Source organism: Alteromonas sp. S167, from assembly GCF_036864375.1.
In the GTDB taxonomy this organism is placed as follows: domain Bacteria; phylum Pseudomonadota; class Gammaproteobacteria; order Enterobacterales; family Alteromonadaceae; genus Alteromonas.
Genome location: NZ_JAZETR010000002.1, coordinates 435,027 through 458,324, shown reverse-complemented (window position 1 = coordinate 458,324; position 23,298 = coordinate 435,027). Strand labels below are relative to the sequence as shown.

The window sequence follows — 23,298 nt, the reverse complement described above, 5'->3', positions numbered from 1 at the left end:
AGCATGCGAAACCTTAAGGAGCAGCATATGAAAGTCTTAAAGTTTGGGGGTTCTTCTCTTGCCGATGCACCGCGCTATATGCGCGTGATGGAAATTAGCACGGCGACCCACCAAACCGACGGTGCTGCGGTTGTGCTGTCTGCCCCGAAAGGGGTAACGAATGCGCTATCACTACTGTGTGAACAAGCGGCCGCTGGTGACGATTTCCAACCTCTTTTCAATAAGCTTAACGACACGGTTACAGGTATTGCCAATCACCTAAACGAAACCCTTACAGGTTTTGCATATGATACCGTTGTTGCTTTTATCAATGATCATCTAAGCTTGCTTAAGCAGCACCTAGAAGGAATAAAGCTTCTTGGTGTGGCACCAGACAACGTGTCGGCGGGAATATTAAGTATTGGTGAGTACATCTCAGTCACACTTTTCAGCGAAATCTTATCTGCTAAAGGCGTGGCAAACCGTATTATCGACCCTGTGAAATACGTACTTGCCGAAGGCGACTATCTAGATAGCATTGCAGACGTAGCGTTAAGTAAAGCGCGATTCTCTGATGTACCGAATGACGGTAGTGAGCTGCTTGTTATGCCAGGCTTTGTTGCAGCAAATGAACAAGGTGAAAAGGTAACACTTGGGCGCAACGGTTCAGATTATTCAGCTGCCATTCTGGCTGCCTGTATTGATGCTAGCTGTTGTGAGATTTGGACAGACGTAGATGGTGTGTACAACGCCGATCCTAATCAGGTTGAGGGTGCCGTTTTACTTGATAAGTTAACGTATCAGGAGGCCATGGAGCTTTCTTACTTTGGTGCGAAAGTACTTCACCCTAAAACCATTGGCCCTATTGCGCAGCACCATATACCTTGCTTAATTCGCAACACGCTAAACCCCGCTGCGCCCGGTACGCTTATCAGTAATGAAAAAAGCGAAAAGTGGACGTCGGTAAAAGGCATTTCGCAGCTAGATAACGTAACTATGTTTAACGTTGCAGGCCCGGGCCTTAAAGGCATGGTTGGCATGGCAAGCCGTGTGTTTGAAGTAATGTCTAATGCGAATATCTCAATTAGTCTAATTACACAGTCATCGTCTGAATATTCAATTAGTTTTTGTATTCAAAGCAAAGACGCAAATCGCGCACTTACGCTTCTAGAAGATGCCTTTGCGCTTGAGTTACAAAACCAACTGCTCGACCCCATTGAAGTAAGGCACGACCTTGCCATTGTTACCCTTGTCGGCGACGGAATGCGCCAGGCAAAAGGGTTGGCAGCGCGTTTCTTTAACTCGTTAGCACAGGCCCGTGTGAACAATGTTGCTATTGCGCAAGGTTCGTCTGAGCGTTCAATTTCAACAGTTATAGAAAGCAAGCGTGCTAAGAAAGCCGTTAAAGTAATTCATCAGAATTTTTTCTCTGACCGCCATACCATCGACGTATTCCTAGTAGGGTGTGGCAATGTGGGCACTGAATTACTAGGTCAAATTGCTAAGCAGCAAGATGAGTTGTTAAAGCGCAATGTTCAGCTTCGTGTTTATGGTATTGCGAATAGCCGTAAGCTGTTGCTTAACAGTCAGGGCATAGATTTAAGTAGCGACTGGAAAGCAGCGCTAGATTCTGCCAGCGAAATGCTGAGCGTAGAGCGCCTTCATCAGTTTTCGAATGACAACAGTTTAGTGAACCCTGTTATTGTTGATTGTACTAGCCATGAAGCGATAGCGTCGCAGTATGTTGATATGATGGAAAATGGCTTTCACGTAGTAACGCCAAATAAAAAAGCAAATACCAGCGAAATGGCTTACTACAAGAAGCTTCGCAGAACAGCGCAGAACACTAACCGCCAGTACCTTTACGAGACGACGGTTGGTGCGGGTCTTCCGGTAATTGATAACTTGCAAAAGCTTTTCAGCGCAGGTGATGTACTGCATCGTTTTGAAGGTATTTTATCCGGCAGCTTGTCTTATGTGTTTGGCAAGCTGGAAGAGGGCATGAGTTTGTCTGAGGCTACACAAACCGCCAAGGATAACGGTTTTACTGAGCCTGACCCTCGCGATGACTTAAGTGGTATGGATGTAGCGAGGAAGCTGCTTATTATGGCAAGAGAGGCCGACTTGGCACTAGAACTTAGTGATATTGAAATAGAGTCGGTGTTACCAGTAGGGTTTGCTGAAGACTGCTCTATTGATGAGTTTATGCGTCAATTACCACAGTTAGATGCAGACTTTGCTGAAAAGGTGAAGTCTGCTCAGGCAGAAGGAAAAGTGCTTCGCTACATTGGTAGTATTGAAGATGGCAAATGCAAGGTGAGCATTCAGGCGGTGCCGGCAAGTAACCCGCTGTCACAGGTAAAAGATGGCGAAAACGCACTGGCTATAAATAGCGACTACTACAACCCTATTCCATACGTTATTCGTGGATATGGTGCAGGTGGTACGGTAACCGCGGCGGGTGTATTCGCCGATATTCTTCGTACAATGCCGTGGAAACAAATGGCGCACTAAGCGCTTATTTAACAGATTTATATAGCAGTTTAATGCAGTAGTTAAAAATAATAGGTAGCGCAGTAATGAAAGCACTAAAGGCCTATGCGCCTGCATCTATCGGAAATGTCAGCCTTGGCTTTGACGTACTGGGCGCAGCGCTTGCCCCAGTTGACGGGAGCAAGCTTGGTGACGAAGTTGAAATACAGGCCGCAGATACATTTTCACTAGAGGTTACCGGCCCGTTCGCGCACAAACTGCCCGGTGATCTAAGCAGTAACATTGTTACTAAGTGCTACCATTTCTTTTGCGAAGAAATGCAAAAGGCTGGCAGGGCCGCATCGCCAGTTGCACTTACGCTGCATAAGAACTTACCCATCGGTAGCGGTTTAGGTTCAAGCGCTAGCTCTATTGTTGCGGCATTTACTGCCCTTAATGCGTATTTCGATAATCCCTTCGATAAAGACACGCTTTTAACTATGATGGGCGAGCTTGAAGGGCAAATAAGCGGAAGCGTGCACTACGACAATGTTGCGCCATGTTACTTAGGTGGTATGACGTTAATGACGGGAGCGCCCAGCCCTTTAACGCTGTCGCTGCCGCTGAATGATGACTGGTATTATGCCATTTGTTATTCAGGAATAAGCGTTTCAACGGCAGCGGCGCGCGACATTCTGCCCAAGCAGGTAGACATGGCTACTGCACTGACGTTTGGCCGTCAGTTAGGCGTATTTGTGCATGCATTACATGCAAAAGACTTCGCGCTTGCGGCATCGGTAATGAATGATGTTATTGCCGAACCTTATCGCAAGTCTTTGCTACCGGGTTTTGACGAAGCACGCGCATTCAGTGAGAAAGTGGGTGCGTTAGCATTTGGTATTTCGGGGTCAGGGCCTACCGTTTTCGCGGTATGCTCATCGAAAGCGCAGGCCGAAGAAGTGTCGGCATACCTTTCAAAGCACTATGTGCAAAACGAGGATGGCTTTAGCCACGTGTGCCAAATACCAAAAGCAGGTACGCAGGTGGCTGTGCAATAAAGCACTTATCAATGCGAAAGTGAGAAACGTAAAAAAATATAGAAAGGCTTAAGCAATGCCATGCTTACAGACCGAGTAAAAAGGGTAACAGCAAGTGGAATTAGTAAATTTAAAAGATTCATCAGACACGGCAAGCTTTGCTGAAGCAGTAAAGCGTGGTTTAGGTAAAAACCAAGGTTTGTACTTTCCAGAGCATATTCCAACGCTTAGCGATATAGATGCCTTGCTAGAAAAGCCTTTTGTTGAGCGCAGTATTGAAGTACTTCGAGCTTTAATAGGTGACGAGCTAAATGATGGTGAATTAGACGCCATTGTAAAATCGGCATTTGCTTTCGGTGCGCCAGTAGAACAAGTTACCGACAACGTATATTCACTTGAACTATTTCACGGCCCAACCCTCGCCTTTAAAGACTTTGGTGGCCGCTTTATGGCGCAAACTTTGTCGCGTATTAGTGAAGGGAAGCCCATCACCATTCTTACTGCAACGTCAGGTGATACAGGCGCAGCGGTAGCGCATGCTTTTCACGGTATTGATAACATCAACGTAGTAATTTTGTTTCCTAAGGGCAAAATAAGCGCGCTACAAGAGAAACTGTTCACCACCCTTGGTGGCAATATTCATACTGTTGCCATTGAATCTGACTTTGATGCTTGCCAGGCGTTGGTTAAAACCGCATTTGACGATCCTGATGTGCGAGAAGGGCTGCATTTAAACTCAGCAAACTCAATTAATATAAGCCGACTGTTAGCGCAAGTATGTTACTACTTTGAAGCGTTTAGTCAGTTGCCAAAAGATAAACGCGATCAGCTTGTGGTGTCTGTACCAAGCGGTAACTTTGGTAATTTAACGGCGGGCATGATAGCCAAAGCGTTAGGCCTGCCAATTAAACGTTTCATAGCAGCAACCAATTTAAACGACACGGTTCCTCGCTATTTAAAAACTGGCGAATGGGCACCAAAATCAACCGTAGCTACAATGTCTAATGCTATGGATGTAAGTCAACCGAACAATTGGCCGAGAATAGAAGCACTTATAGAGCGTGGCTACATCGACAAAGCATGTTTAAAAGGCGAAATGGTTGATGAGGAATATACACAACTAGCTATGCGTCAATTAGCGCAGCACGGCTATGTAAGTGAGCCTCACGCCGCCATCGCATATCGTGCAGTAAGCCACGATTTAGAAGATGGTGAAATAGGCTTGTTCCTTGGAACAGCGCACCCTGCGAAATTTAGAGAAACTGTTGAAAACGTGCTTGGAAACCCTATTAGCCTACCCAAAGCGTTGGCCGATGTGGCGGGCGAGGACAGCTTGGCGGTAGACCTTCCTGCTTCGTATGACGCGCTTAAGCAGCACATGATGGAACTGCTGAAAGCATGAGTCTAAATGAGACAATGGAAGAAGGTAGTGGTGAAGTAGTAACATGGCAAGATGCGCTTGGCGAAGAAAAGCAGCAAGCGTATTTTGTTGATTTACTTGCGCGAATAGAGGCAGAGCGCGCAGGGGGAAAAACTATTTATCCGCCTAAAAGTGACGTATTTAATGCACTGTCTTTAACGCCACTTAATGAAGTTAAAGTCGTTATTCTTGGGCAAGACCCTTACCACGGTCCTAACCAAGCCCATGGTTTGGCGTTTTCTGTATTACCCGGGGTAAAAGTACCGCCTTCACTAGTCAATATATACAAAGAGCTAGCCGAAGATATTGAAGGGTTCAACATACCTGAACACGGTACATTAACCGCTTGGGCACAGCAGGGCGTGTTGTTATTAAATACGGTATTAACTGTAGAGCAGGGCAATGCAAACAGTCACGCTAAGTGGGGCTGGGAGCGCTTTACAGATAAAGTAATATCGGCTGTAAACGCACACTGTGAAAACGTTGTGTTTTTACTTTGGGGTGGACACGCACAAAAGAAGGGCAAACACATTAATCGTGAAAAACATCACGTGATAAGTGGTCCGCACCCGTCACCGCTTTCTGCCTATCGCGGTTTTTTTGGCTGTAAGCACTTTAGCCAAACTAACGCTTACCTGTCAGCAACTGGACAAACGCCCATAAACTGGCAAGTATAACGTTCGTAAGGCCTAGAAAGTAAAAAGGCTGCCTGAGTGTTCAGGCAGCCTTCTTGTTATCTTTCCAGTGTTTCTAGCTCATACTCGAACCCACAATCGAGTTCGGCAAGTTCTTTTTCTAATTTGTAGCGATCTTGTAGCGCTTCGATTTCTCTCCACTTACGTTTTTTGCTTTTGGTTTTAGCTGGGCTTGCTTCGATGTCTAACATGGCAAATAGATCTGACTTATCCACTGGGATCTCCTTTTTATACCACTACAACTAATACAGAGCTTTTTATAAATTTCCCTCTGTACAATTTTGTATCACAGCCGCCACTAAAATAAAATAGTTAAATTTACCTTTTATTAACAAATTGTGACGATATGATGACAAAGGCAAGGTATTAGCAGGGTGTTCAGTCTATAAACAAAAATGCTATGTAATTGATAGTATTTGTATTGTTTGTGAACAAAATTGTGTTGTGTGTTAGTAAATGCAGTCTGTCGTTATGCGCTTAATTAACATCAACATAAAAAAAACGGCCATCTTTAATTTGTTTAAAAGATGACCGTTCAGTTTGTTTTTGCACCAAATGAGCAAATTTAATTTGCCTCAAATTCCTTATTTTGGTGCATTCGCTGCTCTGAATTTAGCAATCAATTGTTGAGTAGAAGCGTCAAAGCTGTCTTTGTCTGCTTCACCTTGAATGCCTGCAAGCACTTGGTTTCCTAGTACTTTACCTAACTCAACGCCCCATTGGTCGAAAGAGTTTAGGTTCCAGATAACACCCTGAACGAATACCTTATGCTCATACATTGCAACCAGCGCGCCAAGAATTTTTGGCGTTAGGCTATCGAATAAAAATGTATTACTAGGCTTGTTACCAGGCATAGTTTTGTGCGCAGCAAGGCGCTTGCGCTCAGCATCATCAAACCCTTTTCCTTCAAGGTCTGCATAACATTCCTCGAAGGTTTTACCTTGCATTAGTGCCTGTGTTTGACCAAAGCAGTTAGATGCAAGCATGGCGTGGTGCGTGTCGTCTTGGTTTGGCACATTAAGTGGCAGCATAAAATCAGCAGGTATAACGCCAGAGCCTTGGTGAATTAGCTGGTGGAAACTATGTTGACCGTTGGTACCTTCACTTCCCCAAATGATAGGGCCGGTAGGATAGTCTACGTTATCGCCATCTTGGGTCACTTCTTTGCCGTTACTTTCCATATCAAGCTGTTGCACGTATGCAGGTAGGCCGCGCAGATAGTGATAGTAAGGTAAAAGTACGTGAGATTGTGCATCAAAGAAACTACGATACCACACACCCAAAACGGCAAGTAACACAGGCATGTTTTGTTCAAGCGGTGCGGTAGTGAAATGCGTATCCATTTCAAACGCGCCTTCTAGCAAGCCTTTAAAATTCTCAAAACCCAGTGCCAGTGAAATGGGTAGACCAATAGCAGACCACAGTGAATAGCGGCCACCCACCCAGTCCCACATTGGAAATATATTGTCAGCGTCAATACCAAATTCAGTAGCGGCTTTAACGTTCGACGACACCGCAACGAAGTGTTTTGCAATATCGCTTTGTGTGCCACCTGACTTCAAGAACCAGTCTTTCGCTGTCATTGTGTTTTGCAGCGTTTCTTGTGTAGAAAACGATTTTGAAGACATAACTACCAATGTTTCTTCAAAATCTACGCTAGAAAGCACATCGTGGATATGGCAGCCATCAACGTTTGCTACAAAGTGCACTTTAACGCTATCAACCGTGTGCGGCTTAAGTGCCTCGGTCATTATTTTGGGGCCAAGGAAAGAGCCTCCAATACCAATTGCCACAATGTGTTTAATTGGTTTACCCGTATAACCTTTATGCTCGCCGTTATGTACAGAAGCGGTAAACGCTTCTATTTTGTCTAACGTTGCGCGTACCTCTGGCATAACATCTTCGCCATCAACCACAACCTTGCGATCAGAAAAGTTGCGAAGCGCGGTATGAAGTACAGCGCGGCCTTCTGTTGAGTTAATCTGCTCGCCTGCGAACATGGCATCGCGTAGCCCTTCAACGTTACACGCACGTGCAAGGTTAAACAAACCGTCCAACGCGTCTTTTGAAACACGGTTTTTGGAGTAATCTAAGTAGATTCCACACGCCTCAAGCTGCATTTCGTCAGCGCGATTTGGATTATCTGCAAACCAGTCACGCATGTGTGCAGTTTTAATAGACTGCGCAATCTCGCCCAGCTTTTTATATTCTGGTAATGACGTTAAAACACTCATGGTGCAATTCTTTCCTTCTGCTTTTGGGTTTAGAAGCTTCGAATAATTCGCTTGCGCTTATGCGCTAAGCTTTTCGCGAAGCATTACTTCAAGCTTGTCTTGGTCTGCAGCGAAGTTTCTAATACCTTCTGATAGCTTTTCAGTGGCCATGGCATCTTGGTTCATTTCCCAGCGGAATTGGCTTTCAGTTAAGCGCTCGCCAGGAGTTTTAGTTGCACCATTGTCTTTTAATTTAACTTCAAGCTCGCCCGTTTCGTTAGCAAGCTCTTCTAAAAGGGCTGGGCTAATAGTAAGACGGTCGCAACCTGCTAAAGCCTGAATTTCACCGATGTTTCTAAAGCTTGCGCCCATAACAACCGTCTTATAACCGTGCTCTTTGTAGAAGTTATAAATTTTAGTTACTGATACTACACCTGGATCTTCGTCAGATGCGTAAGACTCTTTACCTGTAGCCTTTTTGTACCAATCAAGAATACGGCCTACGAAAGGAGAGATAAGGTATACGCCGGCTTCTGCACACGCTTGTGCTTGAGCAAAACTGAAAAGAAGCGTTAAGTTACACTGAATGCCTTTTTTCTCTAGCTCTTCAGCAGCCTGAATGCCTTCCCACGTAGACGCAATCTTAATAAGAATACGTGACTTATCGATGCCAGCATCTTGATATAGCTGAACTAAACGTTCTGCTTTTTCAATTGTTGCGGCTTTGTCGAAAGAAAGGCGCGCATCAACTTCGGTAGAAATACGACCTGGAATAGTACCTGAAATCTCTTTGCCAATTGCGACGGCAAGTTTATCAGCAGCATCTGTAAGTTGTTGATCTGCATCGTTAGACTGCAGCTTAGCCCAAGCAACTGCGTCGTCGATAAGGCTAGCGTACTGAGGAAGGCTAGCGGCTTTTAGCAATAGTGAAGGGTTAGTAGTAGCGTCTACAGGTTGATACTTTTTAATTGCATCAATGTCGCCGGTATCTGCAACAACGGTAGTAATATCACGTAATGAAGCTAGCTGATTGCTCATAGTTCTCTCTATTCTTTATTTCAGTAATTTTTTCAATTTCTACATTCTAGTGCAGGTTGCACCAGAAGCTTTGGATAGCGCGCCTTAAATGCTCGCTTTTATTGTTGGTTCGCTACTGCGTTGTAGGGTTGCGCAGCTTGATAGGATCATTCATATCTGGAATGCCCTATTTATACCAAACCCACCCAAGTTATGGAATGGTACACAGGCAAAATAACTGCTAATCGGATTTCTCTGTTAAGCCAATTTATGTCTTTCTTATGCCATTTTGATGTTTGAATCGTATCAAGTGGTACAATAGCGCCGTACCGAACTAAGGAGTTGAAATGTTAGTTGTAGTTTCCCCAGCAAAAAATCTCGATTTTGAAAGCAGCATACCAGTAAGCGACTTTTCCCAACCTGCTATGCTTGAAGACACCGATCGTTTAATGGAAGTATGTAGAACGCTATCTCCTGCAGACTTGTCTTCATTAATGAAAATAAGTGACAAACTGGCTACGCTTAACGCCAATCGATTTGCTGAGTTTACTACACCATTTACTACCGATAATGCGCGCCAAGCTATGTATGCGTTCAATGGCGATGTATATACAGGGCTGGACGCCTACACGTTAAGTGAAGACTCGGTAGCGTATGCACAAAACCATTTAAGAATATTATCTGGATTGTACGGTCTTCTGCGCCCGCTTGATTTAATGCAAGCATACCGTTTAGAGATGGGCACAAAGCTAGCGAACCCTGATGGTAAAGATCTTTACGCATTTTGGGACGATCGCATTACGCAAGTGCTGAATGATGCAATGGAAGAGCAAGGCGATAACGTTTTGGTGAACCTAGCGTCGAATGAATACTTTAAAGCGGTTAAGAAAAAGCAGCTTAACGGTATGGTAATTACGCCAACATTCAAAGACTGCAAAAACGGACAATATAAAATCATAAGCTTCTTCGCCAAAAAAGCGCGCGGCCTAATGGCGCGATATATTATCGAAAATCGTGTTGAAGATGTTGAAGGATTGAAAGCGTTCGACGTAGACGGTTATGTGTTCAGCGAAGAGCAAAGCTCGTCAACAGAATTGGTTTTTCTTAGAAACCAAGAAGCGTAGCTTGAACGCAAATCGCTGTTCTGGCAATAACGTTAAACTGCCCATGTGTTTGCCTCAGAAAATTCTGAGGCAAACACCATTAATAATACATTAGCGAGCTATATATTTTCCGTGTGACAGATGTGCAGTGTGCTAAACTTCCTGTGGTAAGTGTATTGTGATGCAGCACGATTTAAGTGCTACACACTCGCTTAATTCACCACACACTATCTACAACATAGCGGAATTACCCATTGAGCATACTCGTTCGTAACCTACCTAAAATCTTTGTTAAAGACGACCTTGAAGACCTATTTTTTGAATTCGGTACTATCGTTTCGTGCGACCTTGTAATGGACGACACGACGGGTATGTCGAAAGGGGTTGGTTTTGTTGAAATGAGCAGCCAAGACGAAACCGATAACGCCATAAAAGCATTAAATGCGAAAGTAATAAACGGTAAAAAAATTCGCGTTAAGTGGTCGAATCAGGAGAAGAAACAAGCTGCTGTCGCCGAGCTTGAACCTGCTGCAACCAGAGAAATACCTGGCGACGTTTGGGCAAACGCACCAGGCGCGGCAAATAAGCCTAGCGACGAAGGCGAATAGGTTTTCGCCTTCAATACGCCATGTTTGGCTGGTGGCTCTACGTTTTTAACTTCCAGCTTTTAACTCTTAGCCCTTAGTTTTTGGGCCCCAAATTTCTTCTAAACGCTGGTCACGACCACAGTTCCAACGATAAAACTTATAGCGAACGGGGCTTTTTTTGTAAAAGTCCTGATGACCTATTTCTTTTCCTTTAATAGGGTAAAACGTAGAAGCCGGTAAAATGGGCGTCACTACTGTCTTGTCGGGAAATTGTTCTACAACGGCGCGTTTAGTTGCTTCTGCGATTTTACGCTCTTGTTCGTTTGCCACGAATATGGCGCTTAGGTAACTTGGGCCTTTATCACAAAACTGACCCCTGTCATCAAAAGGGTCGATGTTTACCCAGTAATGATCGAGAATATCTTTGTACGAAAGCTTATCGCCATTGTAGGTAATTTTAACCGCTTCATAATGGCCTTTATGGTTTCCGTTATAGGTAGGGTTTGGGGCTGTTCCGCCAGTAAAGCCAGAAACTACGTCGGTAACACCCTCTAGCTTTTCAAAATCTGCTTCCATGCACCAAAAGCAGCCACCTGCCAGCACCGCTTCATCTGCAATCGCTTGCGGTGAAAAAAATGAGGTTAAGAGCGATGAAGATAGTGCGGTGATAAGCAACGCCGATGCGGATGCCGATACTGATAATTGCCTAGCGTTTAACTGCTTATTACTTGAGGCTTTTTGCTTCAAAAACGCTAAAGAGCGCGTAGACGCGCTGGTAAGATATTTAACGACAACTGATTTCATTATTTATCCTTTCGTGTGCAGGCCAATTGGCTTACCTTTTACTGAGAGTTAAGCGTCTGATATTTCTATACGGTTCATGATAAAAGACCGGGTTACATCGCAAATTATTCCTACCAATAGCAATAAGCCCTAAAACATGGGCTAGACGCTAGCTACGAAAAAAATGGTAACAAACTCTTTGTGGCACTTTTTGCCTATTCGTCTTACAGTTAGGTCACATTGAAATAGTAAAGAGCAAGGGTATGTATACACTTTACGGCTATCCGAAAACGCGCTCAGTTCGCGTAGCTTGGGCCTTAGAAGAGCTTGGTTTACCTTACGAGTACAGCGTTGTTGATTTAAAGGCTGGCCAGCATTTAACTGAAGAATTCAAAACTATTAGTGCTGCTTCAAAAATTCCTGCTTTAGACACGCCAGAAGGCATACTTACTGAATCGGCTGCTATTGTCACGTTTCTTGCCGAGCGTCACGGAATGCATGAATTTATTCCAGAACCAGGCAGTTTTGCGCGCGCAAAATACGAAGAAATGATGGTGTTTTTAACAAACGAGTTAGAACAGCCTATCTGGAATATTGCCAAGCATTCTTTTGCTCTACCTGAAGCGCAACGTATACCTGCTATGCGAGAAACTGGCGCGTGGGAATTTCAGCGGGCGTTAAAGGTATTCTCAACAATGTTGGGTAATAACGAATTTGTATGCGGCAACATGTTTACTATGGCTGACGTTATTGCTGGGCATATTTTGGCGTGGGCGAAGGGTGCAAAACAAGAAATACCGCATGACAACGTAAAAGCTTACGCCGAGCGAGTGCTTGCAAGAGAAGCTTACGAAAAGGCGTGGCGCGGTGAAATGGCACACCTGCCTCCACAAGAATAAATTAGATATAAACGTTTCATAACAAATACAAAATAACGACAGAGAGCTTTTAAAAAGCTCATTTCAAAGGAAATAAAATGAAAGCATTCAAAACACTTATGTTAAGTGGTGCAGTGGCGTTAGCACTGGGAACGGGAAGCTTTATAGCGCACGCACACAATCATGCAGAGGCCGAAACAACCGTAAAAAAAGTATCTGAAACAGAGCACGATAAGTTGTTTGCCATATTTGCTGCCGCCGATGAGCGCAATATTGCATTAAACCCAGTAATGGCAATTTTTCGCGGTGATATGCGTTTTGCTGACAGACTAGGCGACTTCTTGACAGATTCACACGCACTGGCGAGCAAAACTGCGGTGCAGCTTAATTTGTCTGAATTGAAACAAATCGACAGAAGTAAGCTAAGCGATACTGACAAGCTGGCTTACGATGTATTTAAGTATAATCAAGAACGCTCGCTTAAAATGTCAACTGATGAAATATCGGCGTTAACGGAAGTGCGTCCAGTTAATCATTTCAGTGGTTTTCATACGTTCTACCCATCGTTTGCAAGCGGAAAGGGCGCAGCACCTTTTAAGACTATCGAAGACTACGAAAATAACCTTTCACGCCATAAAGACTATATCGCTATATCTGAGCGCGCTATTGGTAAATTCCGTGAAGGTATGGAGTCGGGTGTACTTGAGACTAAGTTGACTATCGACCGCGTTATCAAACAGTTTGATACACAGTTAGCTATTCCAATTAAAGAGTCGCAATTCTGGGGGCCTATTAACATGTTCCCAGAAGAATTTTCAGACCAAGAAAAAGCACGCTTAACCGCTGATTATGAAAAAGCAACGCAAGACATTTACGATGCGACTACACGCATGCGTGACTTCTTACGTGACGAGTACTTGCCTGTAGCACGGGAAAGCATTGGCCTTAGCGATATGAAAGGCGGCGCAAAGCTCTATCAGTTAATGGTTGAAGGTTCTACAACGCTGCCAATGACGCCAGATGAACTGCATAACTTAGGCCTTAAAGAAGTTAAGCGTATTAAAAACGATATGCTTGAGATAAAAGACGAAGTTAAGTTTGAAGGCACGTTGAACGAGTTTTTCGACTATGTGCGCACCGACCCGCAGTTTAAGCCTGAAAGTCGCGAAGCACTTACCGAAAGTTACTATCGCATTGGTCGTGAGGTTGACGAGAAAATTGACCAATACTTCTCGCTATTGCCAAAGTCTGAGCTTGAGATTAAACCTTACGACCCTGCCATTGAGCAGTTTAGTGCAGGTGGCTCTTATCAACCGGGTACACCTGACGGCTCACGTCCAGGTACGTTCTACTTTAACGCTTACGACTTACCAAGCCGTTTAACTACCGGTAATGTAACGTTGTATCTTCATGAAGGTGCGCCGGGTCATCACTTCCAAGTAAGTTTGGCACAAGAAAACGAAGCGCTGCCATCGTTTATGCGTTTTAGTTTCTTACCTGCGTTTGGAGAAGGTTGGGCTCTGTATTCAGAAACCTTGGGTTACGAAATGGGCTTTTTTGATAACCCATGGAATCGCTATGGTACGCTGCAAGACGAACAGCTGCGTGCAATGCGTTTAGTGGTTGATACGGGCATTCATGCGAAAGGTTGGACACGCGAGCAAGCCATCGACTTTATGCTTGATAATTCAGGTATGACGCGTACAGAAGTGGTTGCGGAAGTAGAGCGTTACATCGCTATACCTTCACAAGCGTTATCGTACAAAGTAGGTGCACTTAAAATCCAAGAGCTTCGTGCACGCGCCGAGAAAGCATTGGGCGAACAGTTTGATATTCGTGAATTCCACGCGCAAATATTAAACACGGGCGGTATACCAATGGCTATCTTGGAACAAAAAATTGACCGTTGGATTGCAAGCCAAAAAAGCTAACGTTTAAAGGTAAACAAAAGCGACATTTTCAGTTTAGCCATAGCGCTAACATAGCAATAAAGAGCCAGTAAGTGGTCACTACTTCTGGCTTTTTTGTTTTTGCGATTAATTGCAGTGATATTGTCATAGTAGTTCACTACAGTAGCATTTGAACATTAATTGCACATATCTGTATTGTTTGCACGGGGAGACAATAACGTGTCACTAGGGTTATTTTCGTTAAGTTTATCAGTTAAAGATATTGTTAAATCTAAAGCATTTTATGAAGCGCTGGGCTTTGAAGCTATGCCGTCTTGTGGCTCTATTGAAGACAAATGGCTAATGATGAAAAGCGGCAACACCATGATTGGTTTATTTGAAGGCATGTTTGAAGACAACATTATGACCTTTAACCCAGATGACGTGCGTGCGCTTCAAGCTAAATTTGTAGAGCAAAATATTGCCATTGAAGTGCCTGTGAAAGGCGATAGCGGCCCCGGTCATCTTGTGGTTAAAGATCCAGACGGCAACGCTATCATGTTTGATCAGTTTTAAATTTTAGCCGCCAGCTCAGCACCTTGTCGAATAGCGCGTTTAGCATCAAGTTCTGCTGCTACATCTGCACCACCAATAATATGTACCGTCATACCAGCCTCTTCTAGAGGCTGTTGTAGCGGCTTGAAAGGCTCTTGGCCAGCACACACTATCACGTTATCAACAGGCAGCACTTTTGGGGTGTCGTTAATCAACACGTGCAGGCCTTCGTCATCTACTTTTTCATAGCTTACACCATTTATCATTTGTACGTTGTGGTGCTTAAGTGACTGACGGTGGATCCAGCCGGTGGTTTTACCCAGCCCTTTACCTACTTTAGACGTTTTACGCTGTAGTAAGTACACTTCACGGGAAGAAGGTTCAATATGCTTTTCTTTTAACGCACCTGGCGTGGTGTACTCGGTATCTATGCCCCAATGTGCCAACCATTTCTCTTTGTTTTCTGCCAAACTTTCGTGCTCAACCAAAAACTCGGCTACGTCAAATCCAATGCCGCCAGCGCCAATAATGGCGACTTTCTGGCCTACAGGTTTATGGTCGCGAAGTACCTCAAGGTAACTCATTACTTTTGGATGGTCGTGCCCTTCTATAGTAAGTTCGCGAGGCTTAATACCCGTTGCTAGCACAACATCATCAAACCCTTGGCTTTTGAGGGCATCGGCGGTTACTTCGGTGTTGAGGTGTACGTTAACGCCTGTGCGCTCCAATTGGTTTTTAAAATAGCGTAGCGTTTCGTAAAACTCTTCTTTGCCAGGCACTTGTTTAGCGTAATTGAACTGCCCACCAAGCTCCGACGCTTTGTCGAACAAATGCACTTCATGGCCACGGTCAGCTGCGTACATTGAAAATGCGAGCCCGGCAGGGCCAGCGCCCACAACAGCCAGTTTCTTTTTGGTTGTGGTGGGCGTAAAAGTAAGTTCCGTTTCATAGCAGGCTTGCGGGTTAACCAAACAACTTGCGCGTTTTTGCTCAAACGCGTGATCTAAGCAAGCTTGGTTACACGCAATACAGGTATTGATAAGCGCAGATTCATTGCGCATAGCTTTAGTCACAAAGTGAGCATCGGCAAGGAAAGGGCGCGCCATTGATACCATGTCGGCATGACCTTCTGACAGCACAGACTCTGCTACCTCAGGCGTGTTGATACGGTTTGTGGTAACTAGTGGTAGCGACACTTCTTTTTTCATGCGCTTGGTTATCCACGTAAAAGCCGCGCGTGGTACCGATGTAGAAATGGTAGGTACTCTTGCTTCATGCCAACCAATACCGGTATTAATTAGCGTTGCGCCTGCTTTTTCAATTTCTTTTGCTAAGTAAACCACTTCATCCCATTCAGCGCCGCCTTCAACTAAATCTAGCATAGACAGGCGATAGATAATAATGAAGTTAGTACCCACTTTCTCACGTATGCCTTTCACTATCTCTACTGCTAGGCGAGCGCGGTTTTCTAAACTGCCACCCCATTCATCAGTGCGGAGGTTGGTACGCTTACAGAAAAACTGATTAATTAAATAGCCTTCCGAGCCCATTACTTCAACGCCGTCGTACCCTGCTTTTTGCGCAAGGCTAGCACAGCGAATGTAGTCTTTGATGGTGCCTCGTACGCCACGCGATGAAAGCTCACGAGGTTTAAAAGGCGTTATTGGCGACTTCATCGGTGAAGCAGATACAGCAAGAGGGTGATACCCGTAGCGGCCAGAATGCAGAATTTGCATACATATTTTGCCACCTTCTGCATGCACCGCGTCGGTAATGACCTTGTGTTTCTTAGCGTGTGCTGAGCGAGTCATGCGGCCTGCAAACGGTGCAACCCACCCTGAAATGTTGGGGCTAATACCACCGGTAACAATTAGGCCAACGCCGCCTTTTGCGCGCTCGGCGTAAAACGCTGCAAGCTTACTAAACCCACCTTTCTCTTCTTCAAGGCCTAAGTGCATCGAACCCATTAGCGTTCTATTGCGCAGAGTGGTGAAACCAAGGTCTAACGGTTCAAGTAGATGTGGGAAAGGGGTAGCCATGAGTCACTCTCTTTTTAATTTTTTTATTTTTACGAATAATAGGGCACATGTGAGCAAGTTAACTTGCCCGACCAGTTGGAATAATTATTTACTACGGTACGTCGTTGGTAAAGCAAAGTATCTATTTTTTTGAATAAAACCGTTAGCAAATAAAAAAGGCCATACAACAGTATGACCTTTTCCCATGATGATATTCTTAGGTGTCGTATATGACAGCAGTTAGATAGCAGGACTATTCGTCCACATACATTTTCTGCTGGAATTTTAGTGTTTGTTGGCTGTTGCCTTTTTTCACATCTATTTCGAAACGGAAGGTTTCTTGGTCGCGAAATGGCAAAGAAGCCAAGTAGTAAATAGCGTCGCCATCTTCCACCTTTTTGAAGGTAAGCTTGCGCGTATTACCCAGTAAATTTCTAGCAACGCCAGACACATCCGCACGCTGTGCTTTGGTCGTGTTTTTGTCTAACACCGATATATTTACCAGTGCGTTAAACTTACTTCGCACAATACCGTAACGAGCCGCTACTTCAGGCGTAAGAAACGGTGTACCCACCACCATGTAATGTACGTCCCATTCACCCAATGTTTTCTTTTGCTCGGCAAGTGCGCCACTGCTTATTATCGACAAAAGCACCGTCGCAAATGTTAACCACACTGCATTTAATTTTTTCATATCCACTTACTCTTTTACCTACGTAATTACTCATGCAATTACACATGCAATTACTTATGCATACCCCGGGCTCTGTGCACGACGAGCTTGCGGCTGTCGTGCATGAGCTATTGCCTTTACCTTAATTACATAGGAACAAAGTCTTGGATCAGCAGCTGTAAAAACTGTAATGCAATGATGGCAATCAGTACTGATAAGTCTAGGCCACCTAATGGTGGAATAACTCTGCGGATAGGTGCTAAGAATGGCTCGGTTAGCTGATGCAGCACATAGTCTACCGGAGAACGCCCCTGTGATACCCAGCTTAATATTGCGCGCAACAATAGAACCCAGAACATTAATGAAAGGGTTTCTTTTATTACGCCCATTACCGATAAAATGGCAATGCCAATGGGGTTTAAGTTGCCACCAAACATCAGCCCTAACGTAATGAGCTTAAGTGCGCATACGGCAACGGCTAATACGAAGGTGGCAGTGTCGAAGCGTCCAATAGAAGGAATAACACGGCGCAACGGGCCAACAATAGGGTGGGTTGCTTTTACTACAAATTGACTTAATGGGTTGTAGAAGTCGGCCTGCACCATTTGAAGCCAAAGGCGCAGTATCACCACCATTAAGTAAAGGCTGAATAAGGTATCAACCAAAAATACCGTTGCGTTCATGTTTTGAATTTCCTAAAACGTTAAAGCTGTTTTGCCATTTCTTCGGCGCGGGCCACAGCAGCTCGCATCGATTTACTTACAATGTCTTTCAACCCTTGGTCGATAAACGTGTTAACCGCTTCAGCTGTGGTACCGCCCTTTGATGTAACTTGGGCGCGAAGCTCACTTAATTCAAGGTCAGGGTTGTTACAAACCATTTCCGCCGCGCCTAACATGGCTTGTTGCACCATAAGCCGCGATTGCGCTTTATCAAAGCCCATGTTCATGGCTTCTTCTTGCATATTTTGAAGGAATAAGAAGAAATAAGCAGGGCTGCTGCCCGCTGCAGCGATTACGCCATTAATGCCATCTTCTTGGTCTACCCAAACGGTCTCGCCAACGCTATTCATTACGTCATCTACATACTGACGGTCAGACTGTGACACTGTGCTATCGGCATACATACCTGACATGCCTTTGCCCAACAAACTAGGTGTGTTTGGCATAATACGCACTACAGGGTATTCGCCACCCAGCATTTCTTGTAAACGAGATACAGGCAGACCCGCAGCAATGCTCAAGAAAAGCTTGCCCGACAAATCGTTGCTTTTTTGAAGTTCAGCACACATGTCGCCCATAATTTGGGGTTTTACTGCAAGCACAATGGCATCAGCAAACTGGCATGCTTCATCATTTGACTGTGTGGTGTGTATTCCGAACTCGGCTTTTAAACCATCAAGTTTGGGGGTAGACGGGTTAGCTGCCAAAATATTTTCTTTGGCATAACCTGATTTAATTAAACCACTGATGATGCTGCGGCTCATGTTACCCGCGCCAATAAATGCTAATTTTTTCTGTTGCATGTAAATCCTCTATGTTGATGTTCATGAATGTGTAGCGCGCAAGACTTAAGTTCTGTGCTTCACTCAAGCTTTCTACTTGGCTTCAGCGCAGCCAACGATTTTCGAAACCGTTGCCTAATTTCGCTTACCAAATATAGCAGTACCAATACGCACCATAGTTGAACCGTTTTCTATGGCTTCAACCATATCGCCACTCATTCCTACGGATAGGGTATCAAAATTGCTCAGCGATGTGTGGTAATGGTCGAATAATTCCTTTAGCTTACCGAAAGTACGCTGTTGTTCTTCTTCAGTAGGGTTAGCTTTTGGAATCGCCATTAACCCGCGAAGCATTAGCTTGTCTTGTGACTGAATAAACGATACCAGTTCATCTAACGCTTCTGGCTTTACGCCTGACTTACTGTCTTCATCGTCAATGTTTAACTGAATACACACATTTAAAGGAGCTAGGTTGTCTGGTCTTTGGTCATTTAGCCTGCGCGCTATTTTTTCTCTATCGACAGACTGCACCCAGTCAAAATGCTCAGCAACCACCTTGGTTTTGTTCGACTGAATGGGCCCTATCATATGCCATTCAATATCTGATAGATGAGCAAGTTCTTTCGTCTTTTCAACACCTTCCTGAACGTAGTTTTCACCAAACAATCGTTGTCCTGCGTTATACGCATCCATAATATCCGATACGGGTTTTGTTTTGCTAACTGCTAGCAATTTAACGGAATTTGGTGGACGATGTGCATTGGTAGCGGCTTGTTGGATTCCTTTTCGTGCGGAATTTAGTCTTTCTGCTATTGTTTGCATTATTCACCTTGTTTTGGAGAAGTGATTGTGGATATTACCGAACTTTTAGCCTTCAGTGTTAAGAATAACGCCTCTGATTTGCACTTATCAGCAGGCTTGCCGCCCATTATTCGCGTTGACGGCGAAATGCGAAAACTCAACGTACCGGCCCTCGACCATAAGCAAGTACACGCCCTCGTTTACGAAATCATGAACGACATGCAGCGTAAGGAATACGAAGAGAATCTTGAAACCGATTTCTCTTTTGAAGTAAGTGGTTTGTCTCGCTTCCGTGTAAACGCCTTCGTTCAAAACCGCGGTGCTGCGGCGGTATTGCGTACTATCCCAAGCAATGTTCTTACTCTTGATGATTTGGGCGCGCCGGAAATTTTCAAAGATATTATAAACCAGCCTACGGGCATTGTATTGGTAACCGGTGCTACTGGTTCTGGTAAAAGTACGACACTTGCAGCCATGGTAGATCATATCAATTCGCATAAACGTGAGCACATTCTTACCATTGAAGACCCTATTGAATTCGTTCACGAGAACAAACTTAGTTTGGTGAACCAACGTGAAGTGCACCGCGATACGCATTCTTTTAACAATGCGCTACGTTCAGCGCTGCGTGAAGACCCCGATGTTATTCTGGTAGGTGAGCTACGTGACTTAGAAACTATCCGCCTTGCTATTTCAGCGGCAGAAACCGGTCACCTTGTGTTTGGTACGCTTCACACTAACTCGGCACCTAAAACTATCGACCGTATTATTGATGTATTCCCAGCTGAAGAAAAAGCCATGGTGCGCTCGATGTTATCTGAATCATTACGCGCTGTAATTTCGCAAACCCTGCTTAAGAAAGTAGGTGGTGGGCGTGTTGCTGCTCATGAAATTATGGTGGGTATTCCTGCTATCAGAAACCTTATTCGTGAAGACAAAGTGCCGCAAATGTACTCGGTTATTCAAACGGGGCAGGCGCACGGTATGCAAACTATGGATCAGTGCCTACAGCGTTTAGTGGCTATGGGCGTTATTACTAAACAAGACGCTGCTGAAAAGTCTATTGATAAACAAGCCATGAACAGCCTGTAGGAGCGACAATGCTAGATTCTCTTCTCCAAAAAATGGTCGACAACAATGCCTCTGACTTGTTCGTTACGGCAGGCTTTCCCGTAAGTGCAAAAATAAACGGTAAGCTTACGCCCATTTCCGATGGCGCAACGTCTGAAGAGGCGTCGCTTTCGCTAGTGCACGAAGCTATGACTGAAAAGCAGCAGCAAGAGTTTCACAACTCTAAAGAGTGTAACTTCGCTATTGTGCGCGAGGGTATCGGTCGCTTTCGTTGCTCTGCGTTTTGGCAGCGCGATCAGGCTGGTATGGTGGTGCGTAGAATTGTTACCGAAATACCCAAAGCAGATGACTTAGGGCTACCGCCTGTTTTAAAAGATATCATTATGGCAAAACGCGGACTGGTGCTGTTTGTAGGTGGTACGGGTACGGGTAAATCAACGTCATTAGCTGCGCTGATAGGGCATAGAAATCAGAACTCTCATGGTCATATTCTTACCATTGAAGACCCCATCGAGTTTGTTCACGAGCACAAGAATTGTGTAATTACACAGCGCGAGGTGGGTATTGATACTCAGTCTTTCGACGATGCACTAAAAAGCTCATTACGACAGGCGCCTGACGTTATTCTTATTGGTGAAATTCGCTCTATGGAAACCATGGAATACGCCATGTCATTTGCCGATACAGGTCATTTGTGTGTGGCTACGCTTCACGCCAATAACGCAAACCAAGCTATAGAGCGTATTATGCACTTGGCACCGAAAGATCAGCACGACAAGCTTCGTTTCGATTTAAGTTTGAACATTCGCGCTATTGTGGCGCAGCAACTGGTTCCTACACCAGATGGAAAAGGCCGTGTAGCTGCCATAGAAATTTTGCTGAACTCGCCTTTAGTACGCGACCTTATTCAGCGAAACGAAATTGGCGCGCTTAAAGAAGCGATGAAAAAAGGTAAAGAGCAGGGCATGCAAAGCTTTGATATGGCGCTGTACGATTTGTACAAAGAGGGCAGAATTGACATGGACCAAGCGCTGCATCACGCCGACTCACCTAACGACTTACGCCTAATGATTAAACTAGATAAAAGTGATGGTTCTAGTTTGGGTACGTTGTCGAATGTGTCTATTGATATGGACGATTGATTACCCTTTATAACTAGGTTGTTTCAGGGGCATTATTTGAAAAAGCTATTTTCTTCGCAAGATGCATTCGAGCTGCAGGCAGTGCGCAGTGAATTAGACGCACTGTCTATTCCGTATATGGTTAAAAACGAATTTGCCAGCGGTGCCATTGGCGAACTGCCTTGGCAAGACTCTCAAGTAGAGCTTTGGCTGGTAGATGAGTCGTGGTATGCACGGGCATCAAAAGTGGTTGAAGCCCTCATTCAGAAGGCGAGTGACGGTAAAGCATCATCAGATGTTGACTGGTTTTGTCAGCACTGTGGCGAAGAAAATGGCGGTTCGTTCGAGATATGCTGGAGCTGCAATGAAGCAAAATAATTCAAGAAACGCGAGGTAGAAAGACGTCGTAGTTGAATCCAAAAACATCCCCAAACACCAGCTCTGAGACTACTCGTATTGACTCTCGTTCCAGCTCGCAAAGATAACGCACGCCGAAACGCTATCCACTTTATCTTTTGTGAGCTTCTTATAACCACCTAATTCAAAAAGCATGGCTTTAGCGTCGGTGGTAGTAAGTCGCTCGTCGCATACTTCAACGGCTACACGAAATCGACCATGTAAGCGATTAGCAAACTTTCGTGCGCGCTGCGTCATTTCCTGTTCGGTGCCATCCATGTTCAAAGGTAGCCCTACCACAACAACGTGTGGCTGCCATTCGTCATACAGCTTTTCAATGAGCGACCAGTCAGGAATGCCATCTCGCGCTTTAATGGCGGCAAGTGGCGACGCTGTTCCCGTGATCTCTTGCCCTACCGCAACACCAATGCTTTTTGTGCCGAAGTCGAATGCTAATACTGTGCGACTTCCCTGTTCAGGCATGACCAGCTCCAGGAGCAAGCTGCCACACATCAACACCAAGCTTATTTACTGTCGCCTGCCACTTTTTGTGCATTGGGGTTCGAAACAAGATTTCTTCATCGGCTTCAATGGTTAGCCACGCGTTTTCCTGCATTTCCTTTTCAAGCTGGCCTGCGGTCCAGCCTGCGTAGCCAAGTGCAATTAATACGTCTTCTGGGCCTTCGTCTTTACCGATGGCAGTAAGGATATCTTTGGATGTGGTAACCATTACATTCGGCGCCAATTTTAAACTGGATGCCCACGATTTTTGTTCAGCGTCTTGCGATGTGTCTTTTACGGTGTTTTGCGGAGAATGCAGTACAAAGCCGCGCTCTTGATTTACTGGTCCGCCAGCAAGCACAATTTGTTCGGCTTTGTCTTCAGACACGGTAAGATCTTTGTCGGTCTGTTCTAACAGCTGTTTCACATTCATTGTAGAAGGCTGGTTCACCACAATCCCCATAGCGCCTTCGGCATTGTGTTCACATACGTAAATTAATGATCGAGAAAAGTAAGGATCGTCCAAGCTTGGCATGGCAACCAAGAAGTGATTCTGTAAACTTTTCATTTCTGTCATAGTGCTTT

23 protein-coding genes are annotated in these 23,298 nt (G+C 44.8%); 12 read left to right on the top strand and 11 right to left on the bottom strand.

Annotated elements, in window-relative coordinates:
* The first annotated feature begins 27 nt into the window (after nucleotides 1-27).
* The 4 genes from thrA to ung all read left to right on the top strand — a co-directional run bounded on the left by thrA (nucleotide 28) and on the right by ung (nucleotide 5,585).
* A complete protein-coding gene (gene thrA, locus V7R35_RS05235; protein ID WP_334013657.1) occupies nucleotides 28-2,493 on the top strand; it encodes a bifunctional aspartate kinase/homoserine dehydrogenase I in 2,466 nt (821 codons plus the stop codon).
* Between the two features lie 65 nt (nucleotides 2,494-2,558).
* Nucleotides 2,559-3,509 carry a homoserine kinase gene (gene thrB, locus V7R35_RS05230; RefSeq protein WP_334013656.1) on the top strand — a complete coding sequence of 317 codons (951 nt, stop codon included), beginning with the start codon at nucleotides 2,559-2,561 and terminating at the stop codon, nucleotides 3,507-3,509.
* Nucleotides 3,510-3,603: 94 nt separating this feature from the next.
* On the top strand, nucleotides 3,604-4,890 hold the full coding sequence (gene thrC, locus V7R35_RS05225) for a threonine synthase (protein WP_334013655.1): 1,287 nt from the start codon (nucleotides 3,604-3,606) through the stop codon (nucleotides 4,888-4,890).
* Entirely contained in the window at nucleotides 4,887-5,585 is a 699-nt protein-coding gene (gene ung, locus V7R35_RS05220) for a uracil-DNA glycosylase (RefSeq protein ID WP_334013654.1), read from the top strand. Before thrC ends, ung begins: the two co-directional genes overlap by 4 nt.
* 56 nt (nucleotides 5,586-5,641) lie before the next feature.
* On the opposite strand, the gene V7R35_RS05215 is transcribed toward ung, so the two are convergent.
* The 3 genes from V7R35_RS05215 to tal all read right to left on the bottom strand — a co-directional run bounded on the left by V7R35_RS05215 (nucleotide 5,642) and on the right by tal (nucleotide 8,854).
* Nucleotides 5,642-5,818 carry a DUF3545 family protein gene (locus V7R35_RS05215; protein ID WP_012519516.1) on the bottom strand — a complete coding sequence of 59 codons (177 nt, stop codon included), beginning with the start codon at nucleotides 5,816-5,818 and terminating at the stop codon, nucleotides 5,642-5,644.
* A 369-nt stretch (nucleotides 5,819-6,187) separates the two neighbouring features.
* Complete coding sequence (gene pgi, locus V7R35_RS05210) at nucleotides 6,188-7,837, bottom strand: glucose-6-phosphate isomerase (protein ID WP_334013653.1); 1,650 nt, start codon at nucleotides 7,835-7,837, stop codon at nucleotides 6,188-6,190.
* 57 nt (nucleotides 7,838-7,894) lie between these two features.
* Complete coding sequence (gene tal, locus V7R35_RS05205; RefSeq protein ID WP_334013652.1) at nucleotides 7,895-8,854, bottom strand: transaldolase; 960 nt, start codon at nucleotides 8,852-8,854, stop codon at nucleotides 7,895-7,897.
* 326 nt (nucleotides 8,855-9,180) lie between these two features.
* Here tal and yaaA point away from each other — a divergent pair, with 326 nt between their 5' ends.
* Nucleotides 9,181-9,957, top strand: coding sequence for a peroxide stress protein YaaA (yaaA, locus tag V7R35_RS05200; protein WP_334013651.1), 777 nt, complete (start codon nucleotides 9,181-9,183; stop codon nucleotides 9,955-9,957).
* 233 nt (nucleotides 9,958-10,190) lie between these two features.
* Nucleotides 10,191-10,544, top strand: coding sequence for an RNA recognition motif domain-containing protein (locus tag V7R35_RS05195; RefSeq protein ID WP_334013650.1), 354 nt, complete (start codon nucleotides 10,191-10,193; stop codon nucleotides 10,542-10,544).
* Nucleotides 10,545-10,610: 66 nt separating this feature from the next.
* On the opposite strand, the gene msrA is transcribed toward V7R35_RS05195, so the two are convergent.
* Nucleotides 10,611-11,327, bottom strand: a complete 717-nt coding sequence (gene msrA / locus V7R35_RS05190) for a peptide-methionine (S)-S-oxide reductase MsrA (protein WP_334013649.1) — start codon at nucleotides 11,325-11,327, stop codon at nucleotides 10,611-10,613.
* Between the two features lie 242 nt (nucleotides 11,328-11,569).
* On the opposite strand from msrA, the gene V7R35_RS05185 reads away from it, so the two are divergent.
* The 3 genes from V7R35_RS05185 (at nucleotide 11,570) to V7R35_RS05175 (ending at nucleotide 14,649) form a co-directional block, all read left to right on the top strand.
* On the top strand, nucleotides 11,570-12,205 hold the full coding sequence (locus V7R35_RS05185) for a glutathione S-transferase family protein (protein WP_334013648.1): 636 nt from the start codon (nucleotides 11,570-11,572) through the stop codon (nucleotides 12,203-12,205).
* 77 nt (nucleotides 12,206-12,282) lie between these two features.
* Nucleotides 12,283-14,115, top strand: coding sequence for a DUF885 domain-containing protein (locus V7R35_RS05180; RefSeq protein ID WP_334013647.1), 1,833 nt, complete (start codon nucleotides 12,283-12,285; stop codon nucleotides 14,113-14,115).
* Nucleotides 14,116-14,313: 198 nt separating this feature from the next.
* Nucleotides 14,314-14,649: a VOC family protein gene (locus V7R35_RS05175; protein WP_334013646.1), complete on the top strand. Its 336-nt coding sequence runs from the start codon at nucleotides 14,314-14,316 to the stop codon at nucleotides 14,647-14,649.
* Here V7R35_RS05175 and V7R35_RS05170 read toward each other — a convergent pair.
* The 5 genes from V7R35_RS05170 to V7R35_RS05150 form a co-directional block, all read right to left on the bottom strand.
* The gene (locus V7R35_RS05170; RefSeq protein WP_334013645.1) at nucleotides 14,646-16,667 is read right to left on the bottom strand and encodes an NADPH-dependent 2,4-dienoyl-CoA reductase; all 2,022 of its coding nucleotides are present in this window, start codon (nucleotides 16,665-16,667) and stop codon (nucleotides 14,646-14,648) included. The two genes, V7R35_RS05175 and V7R35_RS05170, sit on opposite strands and share 4 nt — an antisense overlap.
* 232 nt (nucleotides 16,668-16,899) lie before the next feature.
* The gene (locus V7R35_RS05165) at nucleotides 16,900-17,340 is read right to left on the bottom strand and encodes a DUF4426 domain-containing protein (RefSeq protein ID WP_334013644.1); all 441 of its coding nucleotides are present in this window, start codon (nucleotides 17,338-17,340) and stop codon (nucleotides 16,900-16,902) included.
* A gap of 125 nt (nucleotides 17,341-17,465) precedes the next feature.
* Complete coding sequence (locus V7R35_RS05160) at nucleotides 17,466-18,002, bottom strand: YggT family protein (RefSeq protein ID WP_334013643.1); 537 nt, start codon at nucleotides 18,000-18,002, stop codon at nucleotides 17,466-17,468.
* A gap of 20 nt (nucleotides 18,003-18,022) precedes the next feature.
* Complete coding sequence (gene proC, locus V7R35_RS05155) at nucleotides 18,023-18,844, bottom strand: pyrroline-5-carboxylate reductase (protein WP_334013642.1); 822 nt, start codon at nucleotides 18,842-18,844, stop codon at nucleotides 18,023-18,025.
* A gap of 114 nt (nucleotides 18,845-18,958) precedes the next feature.
* Entirely contained in the window at nucleotides 18,959-19,645 is a 687-nt protein-coding gene (locus V7R35_RS05150; protein ID WP_334013640.1) for a YggS family pyridoxal phosphate-dependent enzyme, read from the bottom strand.
* A gap of 27 nt (nucleotides 19,646-19,672) precedes the next feature.
* Here V7R35_RS05150 and V7R35_RS05145 point away from each other — a divergent pair, with 27 nt between their 5' ends.
* Genes V7R35_RS05145 through V7R35_RS05135 form a run of 3 tightly spaced genes read left to right on the top strand, consistent with a single transcriptional unit; the run spans nucleotide 19,673 to nucleotide 22,194 of the window.
* Nucleotides 19,673-20,716: a type IV pilus twitching motility protein PilT gene (locus V7R35_RS05145; RefSeq protein WP_334013639.1), complete on the top strand. Its 1,044-nt coding sequence runs from the start codon at nucleotides 19,673-19,675 to the stop codon at nucleotides 20,714-20,716.
* 8 nt (nucleotides 20,717-20,724) lie between these two features.
* Nucleotides 20,725-21,837 carry a PilT/PilU family type 4a pilus ATPase gene (locus V7R35_RS05140; protein ID WP_334013638.1) on the top strand — a complete coding sequence of 371 codons (1,113 nt, stop codon included), beginning with the start codon at nucleotides 20,725-20,727 and terminating at the stop codon, nucleotides 21,835-21,837.
* A gap of 36 nt (nucleotides 21,838-21,873) precedes the next feature.
* A complete protein-coding gene (locus tag V7R35_RS05135; protein ID WP_334013637.1) occupies nucleotides 21,874-22,194 on the top strand; it encodes a putative signal transducing protein in 321 nt (106 codons plus the stop codon).
* 69 nt (nucleotides 22,195-22,263) lie between these two features.
* On the opposite strand, the gene ruvX is transcribed toward V7R35_RS05135, so the two are convergent.
* Together ruvX and V7R35_RS05125 are read right to left on the bottom strand one after the other, a co-directional pair.
* On the bottom strand, nucleotides 22,264-22,695 hold the full coding sequence (gene ruvX / locus V7R35_RS05130; RefSeq protein ID WP_334013636.1) for a Holliday junction resolvase RuvX: 432 nt from the start codon (nucleotides 22,693-22,695) through the stop codon (nucleotides 22,264-22,266).
* A complete protein-coding gene (locus V7R35_RS05125; protein ID WP_334013634.1) occupies nucleotides 22,688-23,290 on the bottom strand; it encodes a YqgE/AlgH family protein in 603 nt (200 codons plus the stop codon). Before V7R35_RS05125 ends, ruvX begins: the two co-directional genes overlap by 8 nt.
* Nucleotides 23,291-23,298 lie beyond the last annotated feature (8 nt).

Excerpts from the sequence above, each read along its gene's own strand:
- thrA (WP_334013657.1), top strand. The coding sequence starts at position 28 with ATGAAAGTCTTAAAGTTTGGGGGTTCTTCTCTTGCCGATGCACCGCGC.
- thrB (WP_334013656.1), top strand. The coding sequence starts at position 2,559 with ATGAAAGCACTAAAGGCCTATGCGCCTGCATCTATCGGAAATGTCAGC.
- ung (WP_334013654.1), top strand. The coding sequence starts at position 4,887 with ATGAGTCTAAATGAGACAATGGAAGAAGGTAGTGGTGAAGTAGTAACA.
- pgi (WP_334013653.1), bottom strand. The coding sequence starts at position 7,837 with ATGAGTGTTTTAACGTCATTACCAGAATATAAAAAGCTGGGCGAGATT.
- tal (WP_334013652.1), bottom strand. The coding sequence starts at position 8,854 with ATGAGCAATCAGCTAGCTTCATTACGTGATATTACTACCGTTGTTGCA.
- yaaA (WP_334013651.1), top strand. The coding sequence starts at position 9,181 with ATGTTAGTTGTAGTTTCCCCAGCAAAAAATCTCGATTTTGAAAGCAGC.
- msrA (WP_334013649.1), bottom strand. The coding sequence starts at position 11,327 with ATGAAATCAGTTGTCGTTAAATATCTTACCAGCGCGTCTACGCGCTCT.
- V7R35_RS05185 (WP_334013648.1), top strand. The coding sequence starts at position 11,570 with ATGTATACACTTTACGGCTATCCGAAAACGCGCTCAGTTCGCGTAGCT.
- V7R35_RS05180 (WP_334013647.1), top strand. The coding sequence starts at position 12,283 with ATGAAAGCATTCAAAACACTTATGTTAAGTGGTGCAGTGGCGTTAGCA.
- V7R35_RS05170 (WP_334013645.1), bottom strand. The coding sequence starts at position 16,667 with ATGGCTACCCCTTTCCCACATCTACTTGAACCGTTAGACCTTGGTTTC.
- V7R35_RS05165 (WP_334013644.1), bottom strand. The coding sequence starts at position 17,340 with ATGAAAAAATTAAATGCAGTGTGGTTAACATTTGCGACGGTGCTTTTG.
- V7R35_RS05160 (WP_334013643.1), bottom strand. The coding sequence starts at position 18,002 with ATGAACGCAACGGTATTTTTGGTTGATACCTTATTCAGCCTTTACTTA.
- proC (WP_334013642.1), bottom strand. The coding sequence starts at position 18,844 with ATGCAACAGAAAAAATTAGCATTTATTGGCGCGGGTAACATGAGCCGC.
- V7R35_RS05150 (WP_334013640.1), bottom strand. The coding sequence starts at position 19,645 with ATGCAAACAATAGCAGAAAGACTAAATTCCGCACGAAAAGGAATCCAA.
- V7R35_RS05140 (WP_334013638.1), top strand. The coding sequence starts at position 20,725 with ATGCTAGATTCTCTTCTCCAAAAAATGGTCGACAACAATGCCTCTGAC.
- ruvX (WP_334013636.1), bottom strand. The coding sequence starts at position 22,695 with ATGCCTGAACAGGGAAGTCGCACAGTATTAGCATTCGACTTCGGCACA.
- V7R35_RS05125 (WP_334013634.1), bottom strand. The coding sequence starts at position 23,290 with ATGACAGAAATGAAAAGTTTACAGAATCACTTCTTGGTTGCCATGCCA.